13 protein-coding genes and 1 pseudogene are annotated in these 20,884 nt (G+C 65.8%); 5 read left to right on the top strand and 9 right to left on the bottom strand.

The genetic code is table 11. From position 1 onward, the window contains the following. Positions 1-30 precede the first annotated feature (30 nt). Positions 31-852 carry a hypothetical protein gene (locus KZX42_RS06015; RefSeq protein WP_248117994.1) on the top strand — a complete coding sequence of 274 codons (822 nt, stop codon included), beginning with the start codon at positions 31-33 and terminating at the stop codon, positions 850-852. Between the two features lie 329 nt (positions 853-1,181). On the opposite strand, the gene KZX42_RS06010 is transcribed toward KZX42_RS06015, so the two are convergent. From KZX42_RS06010 to kduI, 9 genes and pseudogenes are all read right to left on the bottom strand, one after another. Next, entirely contained in the window at positions 1,182-1,373 is a 192-nt protein-coding gene (locus KZX42_RS06010) for a hypothetical protein (protein WP_248117991.1), read from the bottom strand. Positions 1,374-1,670: 297 nt separating this feature from the next. Next, positions 1,671-2,860 (bottom strand): annotated as a pseudogene (locus KZX42_RS06005) (IS3 family transposase). 395 nt (positions 2,861-3,255) lie between these two features. Further along, on the bottom strand, positions 3,256-4,251 hold the full coding sequence (locus KZX42_RS06000) for an alpha/beta hydrolase (RefSeq protein WP_248117989.1): 996 nt from the start codon (positions 4,249-4,251) through the stop codon (positions 3,256-3,258). Continuing rightward, complete coding sequence (locus tag KZX42_RS05995; RefSeq protein ID WP_248117987.1) at positions 4,248-7,268, bottom strand: beta-galactosidase; 3,021 nt, start codon at positions 7,266-7,268, stop codon at positions 4,248-4,250. Before KZX42_RS05995 ends, KZX42_RS06000 begins: the two co-directional genes overlap by 4 nt. Then, on the bottom strand, positions 7,235-7,552 hold the full coding sequence (locus tag KZX42_RS05990) for an L-rhamnose mutarotase (RefSeq protein ID WP_248117985.1): 318 nt from the start codon (positions 7,550-7,552) through the stop codon (positions 7,235-7,237). Before KZX42_RS05990 ends, KZX42_RS05995 begins: the two co-directional genes overlap by 34 nt. An 86-nt stretch (positions 7,553-7,638) precedes the next feature. Further along, positions 7,639-8,847: a rhamnogalacturonan acetylesterase gene (locus KZX42_RS05985; RefSeq protein ID WP_248117983.1), complete on the bottom strand. Its 1,209-nt coding sequence runs from the start codon at positions 8,845-8,847 to the stop codon at positions 7,639-7,641. A gap of 28 nt (positions 8,848-8,875) precedes the next feature. Then, positions 8,876-9,934, bottom strand: a complete 1,059-nt coding sequence (locus KZX42_RS05980) for a sugar kinase (RefSeq protein ID WP_248117981.1) — start codon at positions 9,932-9,934, stop codon at positions 8,876-8,878. Positions 9,935-9,954: 20 nt separating this feature from the next. After that, a complete protein-coding gene (kduD, locus tag KZX42_RS05975; protein WP_248117979.1) occupies positions 9,955-10,713 on the bottom strand; it encodes a 2-dehydro-3-deoxy-D-gluconate 5-dehydrogenase KduD in 759 nt (252 codons plus the stop codon). Positions 10,714-10,736: 23 nt separating this feature from the next. Beyond that, positions 10,737-11,582, bottom strand: a complete 846-nt coding sequence (gene kduI, locus KZX42_RS05970; protein ID WP_248118073.1) for a 5-dehydro-4-deoxy-D-glucuronate isomerase — start codon at positions 11,580-11,582, stop codon at positions 10,737-10,739. Between the two features lie 307 nt (positions 11,583-11,889). Between kduI and KZX42_RS05965 the strand changes: the two genes are divergently transcribed. The 4 genes from KZX42_RS05965 (at position 11,890) to KZX42_RS05950 (ending at position 20,884) form a co-directional block, all read left to right on the top strand. Further along, positions 11,890-12,996: a glycoside hydrolase family 88 protein gene (locus tag KZX42_RS05965; protein ID WP_248117977.1), complete on the top strand. Its 1,107-nt coding sequence runs from the start codon at positions 11,890-11,892 to the stop codon at positions 12,994-12,996. Positions 12,997-13,021: 25 nt separating this feature from the next. Further along, positions 13,022-14,611, top strand: a complete 1,590-nt coding sequence (locus KZX42_RS05960; RefSeq protein WP_248117975.1) for an MFS transporter — start codon at positions 13,022-13,024, stop codon at positions 14,609-14,611. 315 nt (positions 14,612-14,926) lie between these two features. Next, the gene (locus KZX42_RS05955; protein WP_248117973.1) at positions 14,927-18,058 is read left to right on the top strand and encodes a TonB-dependent receptor; all 3,132 of its coding nucleotides are present in this window, start codon (positions 14,927-14,929) and stop codon (positions 18,056-18,058) included. A 90-nt stretch (positions 18,059-18,148) separates the two neighbouring features. Next, positions 18,149-20,884 (top strand): Tat pathway signal sequence domain protein, encoded by a 2,736-nt coding sequence (locus KZX42_RS05950; protein WP_248117971.1) that lies wholly within the window; start codon positions 18,149-18,151, stop codon positions 20,882-20,884.

Raw genomic sequence — 20,884 nt, 5'->3', positions numbered from 1 at the left:
CATCTTCGGCGCCGTTCGGGGAAAACGTCGATGAAATCCAAACTGCTCGCAACACTGGTGGCGAGCGCGGTTCTTGCGGGCTGTGCAACTGTCGAGCCAGAATATCGCATGATCCCTACGGGTGATCACAATGTCGGTGTCCGGTTCTCGCGCGGCAACGCCGCGATGGTGTCGAATGGCCCGGCCGGTGCAGTGATGCTTCTGCCGGTCCGGTACAACGCGACCTCGAAGATGTATTTCGCCCTTGCAGCCTTCAACACGTCAGGTCAGCCGATCAATTTCGGCACCGAAGATGTTCGCATATCCCTAGAGGATGGCACGCCACTCTACGTTCAGGACTTCAACTATCTGCGCCATCAAGAGCGCGTTAAAGCCCAGCGCGACCTCAACGCGGCCTGGATCGACGCTGGTGTGGAGGGGTATTTGGCCTACCTCGACACGAAAGGCCTGCCCGACCGAACCCGCCGCCAGATCGCCTTCCGCACGGCTTCCGGTTCCTATGCAGTGGACTCCGCCACAATCGAAAGCCGACTACGCCATGCCATGTCGGCGTGGGGACGGAACGTCCTCCAGACCACAACCATCGACTCCGGAGCCACCTTCGGGGGCTACATCTTTGCGGACCAACTGCTGATCCCGGAAGGAACGGGCGCCAGATCGTCGTCGAGGTCAACTTCGCCGGCGCGCCACATCGTTTCACGCTGTATCTTGTCCCGTCTGGAACGGACTTTCCCGTCCCCACCGGCATTCCGGCGGTGCCCGGTCAGACCATCCAGTCCATGCAGCGGACGCCAGAGACGTGGCATTGGCCCGATGGTCCCCCACCGTCCAGAGCCGACGGTGTGCCGGTGATCGAGTAGAATGCGACAACCGCGCCTGCGAAGCCGTGGTGCAGAACCACCACGTCAGGTTCAGCACGACGTACAGCAGTAGGCAAACGACCATGCGGACGGTCAATCGGCCGAAAACATGCTTAGAGAGGTGGAAGGCCTCTTTCCGACCTATTGGTCGTCGGCTTGGTTGGAACGCGGACCGTCGGTGCCCATCCCCATCGCGATGATACGCTTGTCTGATCGGGTATCGGCTGTGCGGCTGTCGTCAGCGGTTGTGGATCCGCTCCTGCCGGGTCTGCAAGCCAATCTAAGCTTTGCGATGGAAGCGCCCATCATCTGAAGTCAGGTCTACGCGAACGTCTGGCTGATCAACTGATCGGTCAGGTCGAAGTGAACCTCCAGGGCGGCAAGGGCTTCCGTCCGCGCTCGCTCGGCCGCTGCTCGGTCGCCTGCCGTCAAGTGCGCCCCGAACTCGGTGATCTTGGCGGCGACCAGCTGTTCAGCCCCCATAGCGCGCCGCTCCAGCGTACCGTCATCCATCGCACCCCCCAATCGCTGTGATGCGGCCCGGCCGAATGTGCCCTCGCCCCGCCCGGGCCGCGTGACGCAGTTCGGGCATGAGCCGCGACAGCTCTGCCGTATCGCCTCAATGCCCGGCTTGGCAAATTTGGAAGACTGGCCGGGGCATCTGCGGAACCTCCGGCCCTAGCTCCCCGCTAGAGCGAGCCGAAAGGCTCAGCCTTGACGTTATCGCGCGCACCTATCGCGCGCAACCATCACAATCTGGAGAATGACAATGAGCGCCAAGGCTATTCGACGTGACGTGACCCCCGTTTCTCATCCAGCCATAACGAGAGTCCTTTGGTGATCTGAACTGGGGTTGGTGGGGTTGGCAAGAGGCCGGTCAGCGCAGCCTCCAACCAGCGCAGCGGACCGGCCGATCTTTCCGCTGAGCGCATCTGCGTAGGCCTGCGGCGTCAGCCAGCCGAGCTTCGAGTGCGGCCGGGTTTCGTTGTAGTCGCGCCGCCAGGTTTCGAGCACCGCACGGGCGTGCGGCAGGGATCGGAACAGCGTCTCGTTCAGCAGCTCGTCACGCAGACGGCCGTTGAAGCTCTCGTTGAAGCCGTTCTGCTGAGGCTTGCCCGGCGCGATGTAGTGCCAGCCCACACCGGCGTCGTCGGCCTAGGCCAGGATGGCGTTGGACGTGTATTCCGTGCCGTTGTCGCTGATGATCGTCTCGGGTCGCCCGCGTCGCAGGATGATGGCGTCCAACTCGCGCGCCACCCGTCGCCCTGACAGCGAGGTGTCGGCGACGAGCCCGAGGCACTCGCGGGTGCAGTTGTCGATCACCGTCAGGATGCGGAAGCGCCGCCCGTCCGTCATCTGGTCGGACACGAAGTCCAGCGACCAGCGCTGGTTTGCGACCAGAGGAATCTCCAGCGGCCGCCTTGTGCCCATCGCGCGTTTGCGCCCGCCGCGCCGACGCACCGTCAGCTTCTCCTCGCGGTAGATCCGCTGGACACGCTTCTTGTTGACCGCATGGCCCTCGCGCCGGAGCATCACGTGCAGACGTCGATAGCCGAACCGCCGACGCTCCTGAGCCAGGGCCTTCAGCCGATCGCGCAGGGCGCCGTCGTCCGGTCGCGTCGCCTGATAGCGCACGCTCGTCCGGTCCACGCCCAGCACCCGGCAGGCCCGCCGTTCGCTCATCCCGTAAGCCGACTGCAGGTGCGCCGCCGCCGCTCGATGCGCAGCGGGCGTCACCACTTTTTTCCCAGCAGATCCTTCAGCGCGACGTTGTCCAGCATCGAGTCCGCCAGCATCCGCTTCAGCTTGGCGTTCTCCTCTTCCAGCGCCTTCAGCCGCCGGGCCTCCGACACGTCCATGCCGCCATACTTGGCCTTCCATTTGTAGAAGGTCGGCGAGCTCAGCCCGTGCTTCCTGCACAGGTCCGCCACCGGAACACCGGCCTCCTGCTCGCGCAGGATCCCGATGATCTGCTCTTCCGTAAACCGTGATCGCTTCATTCTGTCCGTCCTTTCGAGGGGCGGACTCTAGCTATTCGTGGAGGAGTTTCAGGGGGTCACGTCATGACGCTTCGCCCTCGCTGCCCGATGACGGCGCTTACCAGAAACTAACCAGAAACGCATGAAAAAGGGCAGCATCTAGCTACATCAGCCGCAAACGAAGTGGCTCCACTGCTCAATCGTCGTCTGGATTTCTGTCAGAGCGCAGTTCGTTGACATCGAGGGGGTCACAGGTTCAATCCCTGTCGCGTCCACCATTTCCTTCTCTCAATGACAGATCGCCGACGGCTTGGCCGGGAGCCGACGTGCATCGTTCGTACAGGCTAGGCGAAGGCGGAGACCCTTCCGCGCCGCGATAGGGTCTTGCGTTCTGCTGGGCTGATGGGGCTCCAACGCTAGCGTGTGGGCGGTGTGCGATCGCGTTGCAGGAAGGCGTCGAACAGACCTTCCCACGCGGGCGGGCCTGACTGACCCGGATCGTTCAGGCCGTGGCCGCCTTTTTCGAACACGTGCAGTTCGGTGGGCAGGTTCTGGGCGCGCAGGGCCTGCCACAGCATCAGACTGTTCTCGACCGGCACCACGCGGTCGTCCGCCGCCGAGGCGATGAAGGTCGGCGGCATGTCGGCGGGTACATGGCGTTCGTTGGACCAGGCGTCGCTGGCGGCGTCCGTGGGTGCGGAGCCGACCAGGGCGCGCGTGGATGGGCCGTGGGCGTAGGGCTGGGTCAGGGTGACGACCGGGAACATCAGTCCGGCGAAGTCGGGCCGGGTCGGCAGGCGGTCGATAGCGTCGATGGGGGCGTAGGTCTCCTGGGCGAAGCGTGTCGCCAGCATGCCCGCCACATGGCCCCCGGCCGAGAAACCGGCGACCGCGACGCGGTTCGGGTCGAAACCCAGTTCCGCCGCGCGTGAGCGGACGATGCGGATGGCGCGCTGGGCGTCCTGCAGCGCGACGGCGGGACCGGCGGCCCAGCCGTCGCCGGGCAGGCGGTAATCCATGATGAAGACGGTGTAGCCCATCTCTGCCAGGCGCGCGTCGATGGCGCCGCCCGCCTTACTGACGGCGACGCGCTGATAGCCGCCGCCGGGGATCATCAGAATGGCCGCGCCATTGGGCCGGGCCGGACGACGCAGCATGATCCACGGATCGCGCACATGCACGAAGGCCGTGTCGTTGGGATCGCCGTTCGGGTTACGCAGCACGACCTGCTCCTGAACCGTCACCGCCTCGCCGCCCGGCGCGGCGCTGGGCCACAGGGGGCGGACCTCGAAGGGCGCGGACACGGCGGGCGTGGCCGAGGACGCCGTTTGCGAGCGGGCGACGGCGGGCGCAATGACGGCGCCCGCGCCTAACGCCAACAGAGCCCGACGCGGCAGGCGGGGTGCGGTCATCGCCGCCCCCCTTCCGTCGTGGTCTGAACGCCGCCGCGCACATTGCGCTGGGTGATCAGGCGAACGTCCTCCAGCACATTGCCGGGCGCCCCGTCGGTCGAGACGGCCAGGGCGATGCTGTTATGGCCGCGGGCGTTCAGTATGCCTTCCGGCAGGGTGAAGACCCGTTGCGGGCCGACGTTGGCGATGAACTGGCCCATGTGCCAGCCATTGACGAAGATCAGCACGCGATAGGCGGTGTCCGAACGCGGCTTGTCGATGTCGCCGAACGCCAGGGCGATGGAGGCGTCCTGGCCCTGGGGCACATTCAGGTCGAAGCCGGTGCGATACCAGGTTACGCCCGCCTGCAGGGGCTGACCGACCGTGGCGGCGCTCCAGCCCGTGTCGTCGAACTGCGGCAGGTGCCAGCCGTTGCGCTCGCCGAACAGACCGCCGTTGTTGGCGACGCCCCGCACGGTGTCCGTGAAGTCCTCACCGCCCTGACGGCCCTGGATCTTCCAGGCGACAGGCGCCGAGAAACCGGGGCCGCTGCGTGGTCCGACCGAGGCCGAGACCAGACCACGCGCCTCCTTGTGGAAGTCGTTGGCGTCCAGGTTCCAGTTGTGGCCGTTGTTGCGCACCATGACCGACAGGACGTGCGGACCCGGCGTGCGGGCGGCGGCGGGCAGAGTGAAGCGCGCCATGCCCGTGGTGATCGGGCGCGGCATTCCGGTGGGCAGTTCGTCCTGACCAACCAGTTCGCCGTCCAGGAACAGCTGCAGCATGCCTGCGCCGCCTGCGCCGTAGAACAGCTCGATCGTCTCGGCGTTCGGACCGCCCTCGAACCGGCCGCGATACCAGACGTCGCCTTCATGGAAGCCATAGGCGTCCATCAGCATGTTCGGCTGGCCGTCGGGGCGCAGGGTGTTGCTGGCGTAGGCGCGGTTGTCGATGGCCTGCCAGTCGCGGTCGTCGAAGTCCGGCTTGGCCTCGGGCGATCCGGGGGCCGCGCGCCAGTTCGTCAGAACGGGCAGGGCGAAGTCGGCCGGGCCGGGCAGGGCGGACCGGGCTTCCAGTCCGCCAGAGGCCGTGGTGCGGGTGGCGACGGTCGCGCCGTTCCAGCGGACGGACCGCACCGCCTGGGACGACCACAGCTCCAGCGGCGTCGCCTCACGGGTGTCGCCGGTCAGCAGCAGCTGGCCGCGGTCGATACGGGCGTGACGCAGAAGGGCCGGGCCGCGCACCAGGACATCGCCCTGACGCCAGAAGCGGGCGGCTTCCTTCTCTTCGCCGATCAGCAGCAGAAGGTCGGGACGGCCGCCGCCGCTGATCTTCACGCGGGCCAGACCCTGGTGGGCGTAGTCCAGCTTCAGGTCGCCGGCCGCCGCGTCGAAGGCGGAGCGAACCTGCCCCTCCAGCACCGTCACGGTCGGGGCCGAGGCGAAGCGCAGCATGGTCTGACCCGGCTCATCCTTACGGCCGTGGATCAGCACGACCGGCTGGCGCGCCGACGGCAGGACCGCCTGGACCTCGGACGTCGAATAGACCAGCCGCTGACCGGCCAGATCGACCCCCGCGACCAGCCATTTGGCGTCGAACCCGTTGAGCGTCATCGGCACGACATAGCGGCCATCGGGCAGGCTGGCGGTGACGGTGAAGTCGTCGTTCGTCTGGCCGTTCGACGGCTTGTGCGTGACCAGCAGGAAGCGGGCGTCCGTCTCCGGGCTGCGGTTATGATAGACTTGGATGTTCGGCGACGAGATTTCGACCGGCCCGGCGGGAATCATGCCGGCCAGATCGGGAACCGACTCCAGCAGGCCCGCCAGCTGCTTCATCTCCTCGGCCTTGGGCCGTATTTCGCGCGCCTCCGAGATGGCCGCGCCATAGTCGTAGCTGGTGAAGACCACGGGCGCCGCCAGCCAGCCCCAGCTGGTGCCGCCAAAGCCGACATAGATGCTCTGCAGCGTGATGCCGTTGGCCAGGTTCACGCCGTAGAAGACGCGCTGGAACCGTTCGCCGCGCTGGCGGGCGTTGCATTCATAGCCGCCGTTGGAGCCCCAATAGTCGAACCAGCCGCCGCCGATCTCGGCCATGAAGCCGGGGGTCGAAGGCGAGGCCGAGGCTCCGCCCTTGGCTCCGCCCGGACCATAGAAGCCCCAGTCGGGCGCCGCCGCGCCGCGCGTGACTTGGCCGCCTACTGTGCAGGTGCCGCCGGGATAGCCGTCGAAGGCGTAGAGGTCGACCGGACCGTGCACCACCTTGTCGACGGGCGAGGTCTCGGGCGCCCAATAGCCGTTGCGGCCCTGGTCGTTATGGAAGATCGGCACATTGATGCCGTCCGCCCGCGCCTTGGCGTACAGATGGTCCATGTAGCGGCGGTGCGCAGGCGTGGTCAGCGCCAGCTCGTTCTCGATCTGATAGAGGATGACCGAGCCCTGGTTGCCCTTGCCGTCGCCGTTGATCTGGTGGCGGGCGATGATGCCATTGATCTGGGTCATCCACTCGTCGGCGGCGGCCAGATATTCGGGCGAATCCGTGCGCGACGGCGCGCGCTGATTGACCAGCCAGCCGGGGAAGCCGCCGCGCGTCAGTTCGGCGTTGGCGTAGGGGCCAGGCCGGACGATGACGTACAGGCCTTCTTCCTCGGACATCTTCAGCAACAGATCCAGGTCGCGGATGCCGGTGAAGTCGTAAACCCCCTGTTTGGGGCTGTGGTATCCCCAGTCGAAATAGAAGGCGACGGTGTTGAACCCGCTCGCCTTCATCTTCTGCAGCACGTCGCGCCACAGCTCGGGGCTGGGCAGGCGGAAGGGGTGCATTTCGCTCGACCAGATGACCAGGCGCTTGCCGTCGATCATCAGGGATCGCGCGTCATAGGAGACGCGGCCGAAGGTCTGGGCGGGGGCGGTGAAATCGGCGGTGGCCTGGGCTGTCTGGGCGACGGCGGTCGAGGCTTGAACCAGCGGGGCGGCGGCGACGGCGGCCGCGAGAAGAAGCGCCCGCATCAGGCTTGATGGAACATCAGTTGCAGGGGCCATTCGCGCGGCTGGTCGCCGGGCAGGACCTCCATCAGGGGCGCCATATGCGTCCACCATTTCTTCATCAGCGGATGGTTGGGCAGGTCGTTCAGCGTATGGTCGTCCGCGCGGCGCAGCACCGCGAACAGGGACAGGGTCTCCTCATCCAGGAAGATCGAATAGTCGCTGACCCCGCTGGCCGTAAGCAGTTCGGCCAGTTCGGGCCAGATGGCGTCGTGACGCGCCTTGTATTCCTCGACCGCGCCGGGCTTCAGTTGCATGCGGAAGGCGTGAAGCGAACTCATGATTCCTCCAGTTCCGATTATTCGGTATTCTGTTTCACCATTTGGTAGTGGCTCCGACGTCGCGCGTCAAACGCTTCGCAGCGCGGTCAATCGCCGCGCGGGCGTTCCCGGCTTGCCGACAGGCTGGGGGCGATGTCGGTCTCGGACATCGGCGGAGCGTCGGGCGTGAAGGTGCGGAACTCGGGCGCGATGTGCGCCGCCAGATCCGGCGCCTTTTCGGCGAGTTGGGCGGCGACGGCGCGGGCCAGCAGCCAGGCCCCGGCATTGTCATGATGGGTGCGGTCCGCCCCGCCGTCGTTGAACAGGCTCGCCGCCTGATCCGGGCCCAGCGCCTCATAGATGCGGCGGGATGCGTCGTTCAGGTCGATCAGAGGCACGTCCTCTTCGCGCGCGACCTTGCGCGCCGCCTCGGCATAGGCGCCCAGGGTGTCCTGGATGCGTCCGTCGCGGAAGTTGCGCCGTTCGGGCGAGGTCACCAGGACCGGGTGGGCGCCGCGTCGCTTCGCCTCGGCGATGAAGACCTTCAGATAGGCGGGATAGGTAGTTTCAGGGTCCACATAGGTCTGGGGCCACTGGACCTTCTGATCGTTGTGACCGAACTGGATCAGCAGCCAGTCCCCGGCCTTCAGCGTGGTCAGAATCTTGGCCAGGCGCAGTTCGCTTATGAAGGATTTCAGCGTCTCTCCCGACTGGGCGTGGTTGGCCACGGCGATGTCGGGACCAAGCAGGGCTGGCAGCATCTGGCCCCAGCTGGCCGCCGGTTCGGACGGCTGGTCGGTGACGGTGGAATCGCCCGCCAGATAGATCACGGGCGCCTCGACCGGCGCGATGTCGATGGCGGCGACCTGTGGATGGTCCAGAAACTCCAGCGTCAGCCGGTCGTCCCAGGTGCGCGAGGCGAGCTCCTGCGGCGTCAGCACGACGGCCGCGCCGCCCGGCGCATTGGCGGGCGGCGCGGCCAGGGCGGGGCCGCGCACGGGAACGATGAAGCTGCGGGTCTGATAGACGCCGGGGGCGGTGACGATGTCGCGCGCCATCAGCCGCCGAGCCTCGGCCTTGACCGTGGTGCGCCCAGCCTGGGCGCTGCCGAAGCGGACCGTCACGCGATAGAGGCCCTCGGGGACGGCCGCCGAGAAGGCATAACCGTCCGGCGTCAACTGTGGCTCAAAGCCGTATCCGCCCGGCTGATAGGTCTGGCTGGGCTGGACCGCGATCCGATCCGGCGCGGTCGGCTGGGGCGCCAGGTCGAAACGCCAGGTCGATATCGTCGCCGCCATCAGGATCGCCGTCAGCATCGGGGTGTCTCTTTGGTGAGAGGACGGCCTATCGCCGGATGTCGAACCCGCCGTCGCCCATGGCGGCCTGAACCTGGTCGGCGGTGAACAGGTTGAAGTCGCCGGGGACCGAGTGTTTCAGCCCGGCGGCGGCCAGGCCGAAGTCCAGGGCCTGCTGATCCGCCCATCCGCTCCACAAGCCGAACAGGACGCCCGAGGCGAAGGCGTCGCCGCCGCCGACGCGGTCGACGACGCCGCTCAGGTGGATGGCTTCGGCATGGGTCTCGATGATGCTGTCCCCGTCGCGGGTCAGCATGACCGCCGACAGGGCCTGGTCGGCGACGCTGTCCTGAACCCGCAGGGTGCAGGCGATGCGTTCCAGGCGGGGGAAGGCGGCGAAGGCGGCCTTGGCGGCCTGACGGCGGCGCTCGGCTGGGTCGGGGCTGTCGAAGCGGGTCTTCAGCACCAAGGCGAAGTCGCGGTCGTCGGCGAAGGCGACGGTGGCGCCCGCCAGCATCTTGCCCAGTGTCGCGGGCGGATCGCCGTCCCACTGGTCCCACAGCTTGCCGCGGAAGTTGCCGTCATAGCTGACCTTCACGCCCATGCGGACGGCGGCCTCGATGAGGGCGACAGCGGCGGCCGAGCCGTTGGGGCCGGTCGCGGGCGTGACGCCCGAGGCGTGCAGCCACTCGACGCCGTCCAGCAGCCGGTCCCAGTCGAAGGCCGTGTGGACACGCTCCACGAAGGCCGAACCGGCGCGGTCATAGAGGACTTCGGACGGACGGCGCACGGCGCCGGGCGTCAGGAAATACAGGCCCATTCGTCCCGCCGTGAAGACGATGGGGGTGGTGTCGACGCCGTGCTTTCGCACCTCGTCGCGGGCGGCGTGGCCCAGCGCATTGTCCGGCAGGACCGTCGCCATCCGCGTCGGCGCGCCGAAGCGGGCCAGGGCCACGGCGACATTGGCCTCGGCCCCGCCCGGACGCACGGTCAGGGCGGGGGACTGCATCAGCAGTTCATTCTGATTGGGCGACAGCCGCAGCAGCATCTCGCCGAAGCAGAGGATGGCGCGGGAGGCGGCCGAGGGACCCGAGGCGGTGTTGGTCATGTCGGAACGCTAACCGTGTCTCAGCGCGCCTGCCAGCCGCCGTCGACCGGCAGGATGGCGCCCTGAACATAGTCGGAGGCCCGGCTGGCCAGGAAGACGGCGGCGCCGCCCAGGTCCGAGGGCTGGCCCCAGCGACCGGCGGGAATGCGGCCCAGGATCTCGGCCGACCGCACCGGGTCTTCACGCAGGGCCTGGGTGTTGGCCGTGGCGAAATAGCCGGGGGCGATGGCGTTGGCGGTGATGCCGTGCGGCGCCCATTCGTTGGCCATCAGCTTGGTCAGACCCGCCACGCCAGACTTGGACGCGGTGTAGGACGGCACGCGGATGCCGCCCTGGAAGGACAGCATGGAGGCGATGTTGATGATCTTGCCGCCATCGCCCTGCTTGATGAAGTGGCGGGCGACCGCCTGGCTCATGAAGAAGACGGTCTTCAGATTGATGTTCATCACCAGGTCCCAGTCGGCTTCGGAGAAGTCCACCGCGTCGGCGCGGCGGATCAGACCGGCGTTGTTGACCAGAATATCCACCCGACCCATGGCCTGAAGCGCCTCGGCCAGAACGCGCTCGACCGGTTCGATCGAGGTCAGGTCGGCGCTGACGGCGTGGGCGCGCCGGCCCATGGCCTGAACCTGGGCGACCGTATCGTCGGAATCGGACAGGGCGACCGAAACGATGTCGGCGCCGGCCTCGGCCAAGGCCAGGGCGATGCCCTGACCCAGACCCGTGTTGCCCCCGGTGACCAAGGCGACCTTGCCGGTCAGGTCGAACGGATTGCTCATGGTTGTTTCCTCTCCTGTTCGGATCAGCGCAGTTGGCAGATGTCGAGCTTGTGCATGTCGGTATAGTCGAGGTTCTCGCCGCCCATGCCCCAGATGAAGGTGTAGTTGGACGTGCCCGAACCCATGTGGATCGACCAGGGCGGGCTGATGACGGCTTCGCCGTCGGCCACGACGATGTGACGCGCATTGTCCGGCTCGCCCATGAAGTGGAAGACGCGGTCGTTCTCGCCCAGACCGAAATACAGATAGGCTTCGGAACGGCGGTCATGCAGATGCGGCGGCATGGTGTTCCACACCGAGCCCGGTTTCAGGACCGTCACGCCCAGCAGCAGTTGGCAGGACTTCACCTTCGCCGGGACGATGTACTGATAGATGGTGCGCTCATTGGAGGTCTCCAGCGACCCCATCTCCAACGGCACCGCCTCATCGATCGAAATTTTGGTCAGGTCGTAGCGGGCGTGGGCCGGCGTGGCGACTAGATAGAATCGGGCCGGCTCAGCGGCGTCCTTCGACGCGAAGGTCACTTCGGTCGACCCCATCGGCACATAGAGGCCGTCGCGGAAGGCCAGTTCGATGGTCTCGCCATCAACCGTCACCGAACCGGCGCCGCCGATATTGACCACGCCCAGTTCGCGGGCGTGCAGGAACGGCTTGCCCGCCAGGGACGGCGGCTCCGAATGGCTGGGCAGGCCCAGGGCGCCGTCCACCGGCATCGCCCCGCCCAGCACCATCCGCTCGTTGTGGGAATAGTTCAGGCTGACCTTGCCGGGCGTGAACAGCCCGCCGACCAGATAGCGATCCCGCAGCTGCTGGTTCGTGGCTCCCTCCATCATGTCCGGGTGGGTGGCCTGATAAATCTTGTCGTACATCGGATCGGACATGGCGTGGGTCTCGCGCTGGTTTGAGAGGGGCCGAGGCGTCTGACGTCGACGATCGATCCCAAGGCTATCTGAGAGCCGGCCGTCGCCTTGACGAGGCATTGCGGCTCACATAATGAGAGAGCTATATAAAAAATGGGACGGTGATGCCAGTCGCCGTTTCAAGGAATGGGGTGGAAACTGTCGGGGACGCCGAAGGCGCGCGATACGGCCTAGGCTGTCGCGCCAGCGGACAGACCCGCCTGCCGACGCCCGATGTTGTCTGAGCGACGGCGCCTCGGCGCCTTGGGAACCCGTCATGCCGAATCTGATCCACGACCTGCCTTACGCCGACGTCCGCGACGCCATCGCCCGCCTGCTGGACAATCTGGTGAACATCAAGGACGACACGGGCGAGTTCCTGCTGCGTCTGGAAGACGGTCGCGTCATCGACACCAAGGGCTGGAACGACTGGGAGTGGACCCACGGCATCGGCCTGTACGGCATCTACAAGCTGTATGAGCAGACCAATGATCAGGCGGCGCTGGACATCATGCTGAACTGGTTCCGCGACCGCTTCGCCGCCGGCACCCCCACCAAGAACATCAACACCGTCTCGCCCTTCCTGACCCTGGCCTATCTTTACGAGCAGACAGGCGACCAGACCTTCATCCCCTATCTCGACACCTGGGCGGAGTGGCTGATGGATGGTCTGCCCCGCACCGAGGAAGACGGCTTCCAGCACATCGTCTTCAACGACGAGAACCCGCAGGAACTGTGGGACGACACCTTGATGATGAGCGTCCTGCCACTGGCCAAGATCGGCCTGGTGCTGGGCCGCCCGCACTATGTCGAGGAGGCCAAGAAGCAGTTCCTCCTCCACATCAAATATCTGTTCGACCGCAAGACCGGCCTGTGGTTCCACGGCTGGACCTTCCTGGGACGGCACAACTTCGCCGACGCCCTGTGGGCGCGCGGAAACTGCTGGGTCACCATCGCCATCCCCGAGTTCATCGAGCTGCTGGACCTGCCGCCAGAAGACAGCCTGCGCCGCTTCCTGATCGAGACGCTGGAGGCCCAGGTGAAGGCCCTGGCTGAACATCAGGATGAGAGCGGCCTGTGGCGCACCCTGATCCCCGATCACGACAGCTATCTGGAGGCCTCGGCGACCGCCGGTTTCGCCTACGGCGTCCTGAAGGCGGTGCGCAAACGCTACATCAGCGCCGAATACGCCCCAATGGCGCTGAAGGCGGTCAAGGGCGTGCTGGCCAACATCTCGGATGACGGCGAGCTGCAGCAGGTGTCGTTCGGCACGCCGGTCTTCGACGACCTGCAGGGCTATAAGGACATTCCGCTGACCTCCATGCCTTACGGCCAGTCCCTGGCGATCCTGTGCCTGGGCGAATTCCTGCGTCAGTACATCTGACGCGCCGCGGTCTGGAGAAGCCGAGATGACGTCCACGGAACCGTCCGCCCGCATCCCGCGCTGGTACAACTACTGGGGCTGGGGCTCCGGCGACATGCTGGGGGCGGGCGCCCAGGCGGTGATCACCGGCTGGCTGTTCTACTTCTTCACGACCTTCTGCGACCTGACGCCGGTCCAGGCCGGCCTGATCCTGGGCCTGCCGCGACTGCTGGAGGCCATCACCTGTCCGCTGATCGGCTATGTGTCGGACAATCTGCGCCACACCTGGATCGGCAGGACGGTGGGGCGGCGCAAGATCTTCCTTCTGATCACCATTCCGCTGCTGCCCAGCTTCGCCCTGATCTTCATCAGCGGCCAGACCTTCGTCTATTATCTGACCGCCTTCATCTTCTTCGAGCTGCTGTACACGATGTTTCTCATTCCCTGGGAAACGCTCGCGGCCGAGATGACCAAGGATTACAAGGAGAAGGCCAAGTTTGCGGGCGCGCGCATGCTGATGGCCCAAAGCTCGGCCATCCTGGCCTCCTATCTGCCGACCCTGATCATCAACAACTTCGGCGGTCGGGATTCGGCCCAGACCTTCCTGATCATGGCGACCATCTTCGGCCTGTTGTTCAGCGCCGTTGTGATCCTGGTCGTGATCTTCACCTGGGAACGTCCGTTCACCGACGCCGAGAAGGCGGTGAAGGCCGAGCCGCCCAGCCTGCGCAAGGCGCTGCTGATCCCGGTGAACATGTTCCGCGACCTGTTCTCGACCCTGCGGATCCGGGCCTTCCGCCAGCATCTGTCGATCTATCTGGGCGGCTATATCTCTCAGGACATCTTCAACACCGCGTTTCCGATCTTCGTGGCGACCGTGATGCTGGGCGCGACGGTGATGATCTCGCAGATGATGACCGCCATGTATGTCGCCCAGCTGATCTCCGTGATGGTGGCGATCCATCTGGTCATCCGCATCGGGCCGGTGATCGCCTATCGGATCGCGGCGGGCTTCTTCACCGCCGCCCTGATGCTGTTGTTGATCTTCTACTTCGTGCGGCCGACGGTCGGGGGGCAGGATCTGTTCGCCCTGGTCAATCCGGGCTCAGGCGGGTTCAACCTGGGCGCCGCCTTCTGGCTGCTGGGGCCAATCGTCTTGGCGGGGCTGGGGCGCGGCACGCTGAATTTCGTGCCGTGGTCGGTCTACAACTATCTGCCGGACGTCGACGAGGCGGTCACGGGCCAGCGTCGCGAGGGCATCTTCGCGGGGGTAATGACCCTGGTGCGCAAGGTCGCCCAGTCCGGGGCCATCATCCTGACCGGCTGGATCATCGAGACCGGAGGCTATGTCTCGCCTAAGGCTGGCGCAGCGGGGGGCGTGGTCGCGCAGACGCCGGGGGCGGTGGCCACGGTCGCGGGGCTGCTGGTCGCCGGCCCGATCCTGGTCATGGCGGCGGGCGCGATCCTTTCGTGGTCATTCCGCCTAGATCAACCCAGCCACAAGGTCCTGATGAGCGAAATCGACCGTCTGCGGTCTGGAGAGACCGAGCCGTCCAGCCCAGAAGCCAAGCAGATCGTCGAAAGCCTGACGGGGTGGAAGTACGAGCGTCTGTGGGGCCGCAACCGGCTGGTGTGATTAAGTTTTTCTGAGCGCCATCTCTGATTTCCTAAAATGTGAGACGACAAATTCATATTTGGCACAAATCAGACCCGGTGCTATAGAGGGCTGGGTAGCGAGAATACGAGTCCGCAAAGGACCGCTGTCAGGAGGGAAGCGTGAATGGGCGCGTCTTCGCGTCCGGCGTCGATGGACGCTGACCGGAGCGCCAGCCGCAGATGATTTGCGGGCGTCGCAACGCCCGCGCCACAGCCTTCACACAATGCGCCGCCGGGGGGCGGCCGCGAGGGCGCCGCTCAAACAATAAGGCCATAGGCCGCAGGAGGAACTTCAGTGACGACACAGTCGAACGGGCGACGGGCCCGCCGCTTCATGTACACCGCCGGGGCCGCCGCCCTGATGCTGGCGTCCGCCGGCGCGGCGAACGCCCAGCAGCCGACGGGAACCCAGGCGTCGGACGCTCCGGTTTCGACCGTCGATGAAGTCGTGGTGGTCGGCACCCGTTCCAGCCTTCAGTCGGCCATGAACCGCAAGCGTTCGGCCAGCACCGTGTCGGACTCCATCGTCGCCGACGACATCGGCCAGTTCCCCGACAAGAACGTGGGCGAGGCCCTGGGCCGAGTGACGGGGGTCCAACTGTCGCGTGACTTCGGCGAAGGCAACGCCGTCTCGATCCGTGGCGTCGAGCCCGACCTGAACCGCGTCGAAGTCAACGGCGTCAGCGTCCTGTCCACGGCCGGAAACCTGAACGTCTATGGCGGCGGCGGCCGGTCCAACGACTTCCGTGAATTGCCGGCCGAGATCGTCAAGTCCATCGACGTGTTCAAGGGCTTCACTTCCGACATGACCGAGGGAGCCGTTGGCGGCACGGTGTCGGTCCAGACGCGAAAGCCGCTGGATTTCCGCGCGCCGACCTTCTCCATGACCTTGTCCGGTCAGAAGCTGGACACCCTGCCGGACTGGAAGCCCCGCGCCAGCGTGTTTGGTGCGACCCAGTTGCTGGACGGCCGTCTCGGCCTCATGGCAAATGTCACCTATGACAATGTCCTGACCCGCGGTGACTTCTACGACGATCACTCGTGGGCCCGCCTCGCGGACTTCGACAACTCGCCGAACAAGACGGTCAACTATTATAACCAATCCTATAGCCGCGCGGTGAACGACTATATCGCCGCCGTGGGCAGCGAGGCGGCGTGCGCGACTCTCACCACGCCCGACGCCAACACCCTGACTACCGCGCAGGCTCGCACCGCGTGCCAAAGCCAGTGGTACGACTATAATCCGCGCGTGTCGCGCTATCGTGTTTGGACGCGGGAGGACAAGCGCAGCTCCGGCGAGTTCACTGCGGAATACAAGTTCGCCGACAATCTGCGTGGCTTCGTCACCTATCAGACGAACCACCGGACGCAGCAGTTGAACGACATCAACTATGGTACGGACTTCACCGCACTTGACCGTCTGAACTACGGTCCGGCGTGCACCCGCGTCACACCGGCCACCGCCGAAACCGTTCCGGGCGTGGTCGTGGATGCGAACCACAACGTCATAAAATACACTGTGGGCAACTGCCTGGGCACCTCGGGTCGAGGCGGCGATTCGGCATTCAGCATCTCGTCGCGCGATTTCCGCTACGAGACGGACTCCGACTACATCACCTACGGGCTGAAGTGGTACAATGACCGTTTCAAGGTCGATTTCCTCGGCGCCAACGCCAAGAGCGAGACGCTGAGCCAGACCAACAACGTCTCGGTCAGCTTCAACACGCCCGGCATGGTCGTCAGCCTGGAACCAGGCACCTCGGCGCCGATCTTCACCTTCGCGCCCGGCTTCTCGCCGTCCGACGCCTCTGCGGTCAGCCAATACCAGATCCAGTATCGGCCCTCGCAATCGTCGAACAAGGAGGATCAGTACAAGCTGGACATCGATTTCGACCCGCGCACGACCTTCCTGACCAACATTAAGTTCGGCGGGCGGTATTCGAACGCCGAAACCAAGGGCTACGATTACGGCGGCTTCATCGTCAGCCCTGGCGCAAATCTGGCCTCGGAACTCGACAACATCGTCATCTACGCCAACTCGATTAACTCCACGGCCCGAGTCAGCGACACGGCGACGGTCGATCAGACGGCGCCGCTGTACGGCAATGCGTATCAGACCAACTATTGGAACACGACCGAGACCTGGTCGCGCGCCTTCTCGAACTCGGTGTTCGGCTCGGCCATGACGGCTCTGCCGTCCGACTTTTACTACGGCGGCGGCGCTCTGCCTTCGAACTGGCTGTATCCGAACTTCGGCGCCATCGCCCAGAACCTGGACACCAGCCACTTCAACCTGGACAACCTGTATTCCGGCGTCGGCAACGACGGCAAAACCTATGACCAGATTCCGTACCGCGTGAAGGAACAGACCGACGCTCAGTACGTCCGTCTGGACTGGGCCCTGCCGATCTTCGGCCTGGATCTGGTCGGGAACCTGGGCCTGCGCCGCGTCCATACTCAGACCAATACGGCGGGCAAGTTCACGCGCAGCGAGACCCGTCTGGTCAACGGCGTGGCGACCACAGCGGTCGTGTCCAACACCCTAGTCGAGCAAACGCGCGACTATACCAAGTGGCTGCCCAGCTTCAACGTCAACGCCTGGCTGATCGACAATATGCTGAGCATGCGGGTCGGTTACGCCAAGCTGATGGCGCGGCCGCTTTACAACTACCTACTGCCGAACATGACCTGCACCATCAACTACGCCAACGACGGAACGGCGGAAGATGGTCCCGACAGCTGCTCGGCCGGCAACCCAGACCTGAAGCCTTATGAAGCGGCGCAGTACGACCTGTCCTTCGAATGGTATCCGAACCGCGACACCCAGTTCTCGGCCGGCTTCTTCTATAAGGACATCCAAACCTTCTATCTGCCCTCGCGCACCAGCCTGGGCCAGCGGGACGTGTTTGGCGACGGCGTGCTGTACTACTATAACAGCTTCATCAACGGCGAAGGCGCTAAGATTTCGGGCGTCGAACTGACGGCCAAAACCGCCTTCACCTTCCTACCCGGCCTGTTGTCCGGCCTCGGCGCCGACGTGAACTACACCTATCAGGAAGCCTCGGACGTCGGCGTTTTCAGCCAACTCGATGGTTCGGAGTTGTCGTATCCCGGCCTGTCCAGCACCAGCTACAACGCGACCCTGTGGTATGAGCGCGGTCCGATCAACGCGCGCCTGGCCTACAACTATCGCTCGCAGTACCTGGTTACGGCCGCCGATCAGTCGGGCAATCCGATCATCAAGGAGCCAACCGGCTATCTGGACGGCAAGATCTCCTGGAAGCCCGGCCTGAAGGGGCTGACCCTGTTCGCGGAAGGCAAGAACCTGACCGAAGAGGATGAAAGCACCTATGCGGGCGACATCCGCCTGATCAACAGGGGCTATTCGGGCCGCCGCTTCTTCCTGGGCGCGACCTACAAATACTGATCATCTCGGTGATCGCGGCCGTCGCCTCTAGGGGCGGCGGCCGTTTTTCCTTCAGTGCGTAAAGCGCCGCTGGGGCGGCGGGAGTCGAACATGTCGTTCCAACCTTCGCGGCGTCACCTGCTGATGGGCGCCGTCTCTCTCGCCGCCGCTCAGGCCGTATCCGGCGTCGCCTTGGCCGCACCGCGCCGCGGCGCGCCCGCCACGCCTCTTCGCTGGCTGGATGGCCATAAGCCTGCCCGGCTTGAGGGCGCGACCTTCGGCGTGCCGTGGCCGCGCGGCGCCCTTCGCCCCAATCAGGCGTTCAGTATCCGCGACGGATCGGGCCGCGCAACCCCCGCCCAGTCCTGGCCGATCGCCTATTGGCCGGATGGTTCGCTGAAATGGTCGGCCCATGCGGTGACCGGGGATGCTTCGCTGGACGGTCTGACGCTGGCCCCCGGCGTCTCGCCTGCGCCCGGCAAGCCGGTGCGGGTCGCCGATCGGGGCCAGCAGATCGTCGTCACGGTCGGCGATCTGGAATGGCGCGTGCCGAAGTCGGGCGACGCCCTGGTTTCCGGCGCGACGCGCGGCGGCCGTTCGGTCGTGGGCAAGCTGTCCCTGGTCGCCCTGTCGCAAGACAAGCCCGAACTGGAAGAGGGCGGGGCGGTGAAGTCCTCGCGCTACGGCGTCCGCATCCGTCAGGCTGTGGTCGAGCAGTCCGGCCCCGTACGCGCGGTGATCAAGCTGGACGGCGTTCACACCGATGGAACGCGCGAGTGGCTGCCGGTCTCGGTGCGGCTGTACTTCTACGCCGGGTCCGACAGCGTGCGGATCGTCCACAGCTTCATCTTCGACGGCGACCCGAAGACCGACTTCATCCGGGGGGTGGGCGTCGTCGCCGACACGCCGATGACCGACGAAAGCTATAACCGCCACATCCGTTTCGCCGGAGAGGGCGAGGGGGTGTGGGGCGAGGCGGTGCGGACGCTGACGGGGCTGCGGACACGCGCCAACCCGGCCCCCGCCGTACGTCAGGCCCAGATCGAAGGCCGCGCCGTGGCCTTCGCCGACCTGCCCGACATCCTCAAGAACGACGGTCTGCAATGGGTGCCTGAGTGGGGCGATTTCGCCTTCAGCCAGTTGTCGCCCGACGGCTTCACCCTGCGCAAGCGGACCAGCGAGGGCCATGCCTGGATCGATTCCAATGCGGGCAGGCGCAGCCGGGGCCTGGCCTATGTCGGCGGCGCCTCGGGCGAGGTCGCCCTGGGGCTGAAGGACTTCTGGCAACGCGCGCCGGTCGCGCTGGACATCCGCAACGCCCATACCGACACGGCGCAGCTGACGGCCTGGATGTGGTCGCCGGAAGCCCCGGCCATGGACCTGCGCCCCTATCGCAGCGCCAACGGCATGGACACCACGGCCGAGGAGCTGGTCGGGCTGGACATCACCTATGAGGATTATGAGGCCGGCTGGGACGACGCCCACGGCATCGCCCGCACCTCGGAACTGACGCTCTGGGCCCTGGGCGGGACGCCCTCGCACGCGGACTTCTCGGCCATGGCCGAACAGATCGCCGATCCGGCGCGCCTGACGGTCGAGCCGGCGCGGATGCATAGGGCGGGCGTGTTCGGCGACTGGTCCCTGCCCGATGCCTCCACGCCCGTTCGCGCGGCGCTGGAGGGGCGGCTGACCCACCTGCTGGACCACTATATTCAGGAGGTCGATCAGCGGCGCTGGTACGGGTTCTGGTCCTATGGCGACGTCATGCACACCTATGACCCCGATCGCCACATGTGGCGCTACGACGTCGGCGGCTACGCCTGGGACAACTCAGAGCTTTCGACCGACCTGTGGCTGTGGACCAGCTACTTGCGGACGGGCCGAGCCGATGTGTTCAAGCTGGCCGAGGCCATGACGCGCCACACGGGCGAGGTGGACGTCTATCACCTGGGCCGGTTCAAGGGCTTCGGCACGCGCCACGGGGTGCAGCACTGGTCGGATTCGTCCAAACAGCCGCGCGTCTCGAACGTCGCCTATCGCCGCATCTACTATTTCCTGACGGCGGACGAGCGGGTCGGGGACCTGATGCGCGAACTGAACGAGTCGGACCACGCGCTTCAGAACGTCGACATCTCACGCAAGCTGCCGCCCGCGCCGGGACGCGCCGTCCCCGAGGGGCAGGTGGTGTCCGGCTTCGGCACCTCATGGGGCGCCTTCATCTCGGCCTGGCTGACGGAATGGGAGCGGACGGGCGACCGCCGCTGGCGCGACCGGATCGTCAACGGCATGACCACCATCGGCGGCATGAAGCGCCGCTGGTTCGCCGGAGAGGCGCCGTTCGATCTGGCCACCGGCCGCTATCAGGGGCAGGGCGATTATGTCGCCGTGTCGCATCTGAACGCCGTCTTCGGCGTGGCGGAGATGAACGCCGAACTGCTGGACCTGCTGGATGTGCCGTCCTATCGCGCCGCCTGGCTGGAATACTGCCGCTACTACAACGCGCCGGACAACGAGATCGCCGGCCTGCTGGGCCAGGCGCCCAGGGGCCGGTCGCTGACCGAGGCGCACTCACGCCTGACCGCCTATGCAGCCAATAAGGAAGGCGACCCCGCCCTGGCGCAACGGGCCTGGAGCGAGTTTCTGGGCAAAGATCCGGCCAAGCTGCAGGCGCTGCTGGGCGCCCGTTCGATGCCCGTGGGCGGCGTGGATGTTCTGCGTCCCATCCAAGAGGACGCGCAGGTGTCGACCAACGACGCGGCGCAATGGAGTTTGGCGGCCATCGAAAACCTGGCCCTGATCGGCGACAGTCTGGAGGAGGCGGCGGCGCGTCTGGGCTACAGGCCCTGA

It is taken from the genome of Brevundimonas sp. EYE_349 (assembly GCF_023147505.1).
In the GTDB taxonomy this organism is placed as follows: domain Bacteria; phylum Pseudomonadota; class Alphaproteobacteria; order Caulobacterales; family Caulobacteraceae; genus Brevundimonas.
Note: the sequence above shows the minus strand (reverse complement) of the source record. Positions and strands in the feature narration are given on the sequence as shown.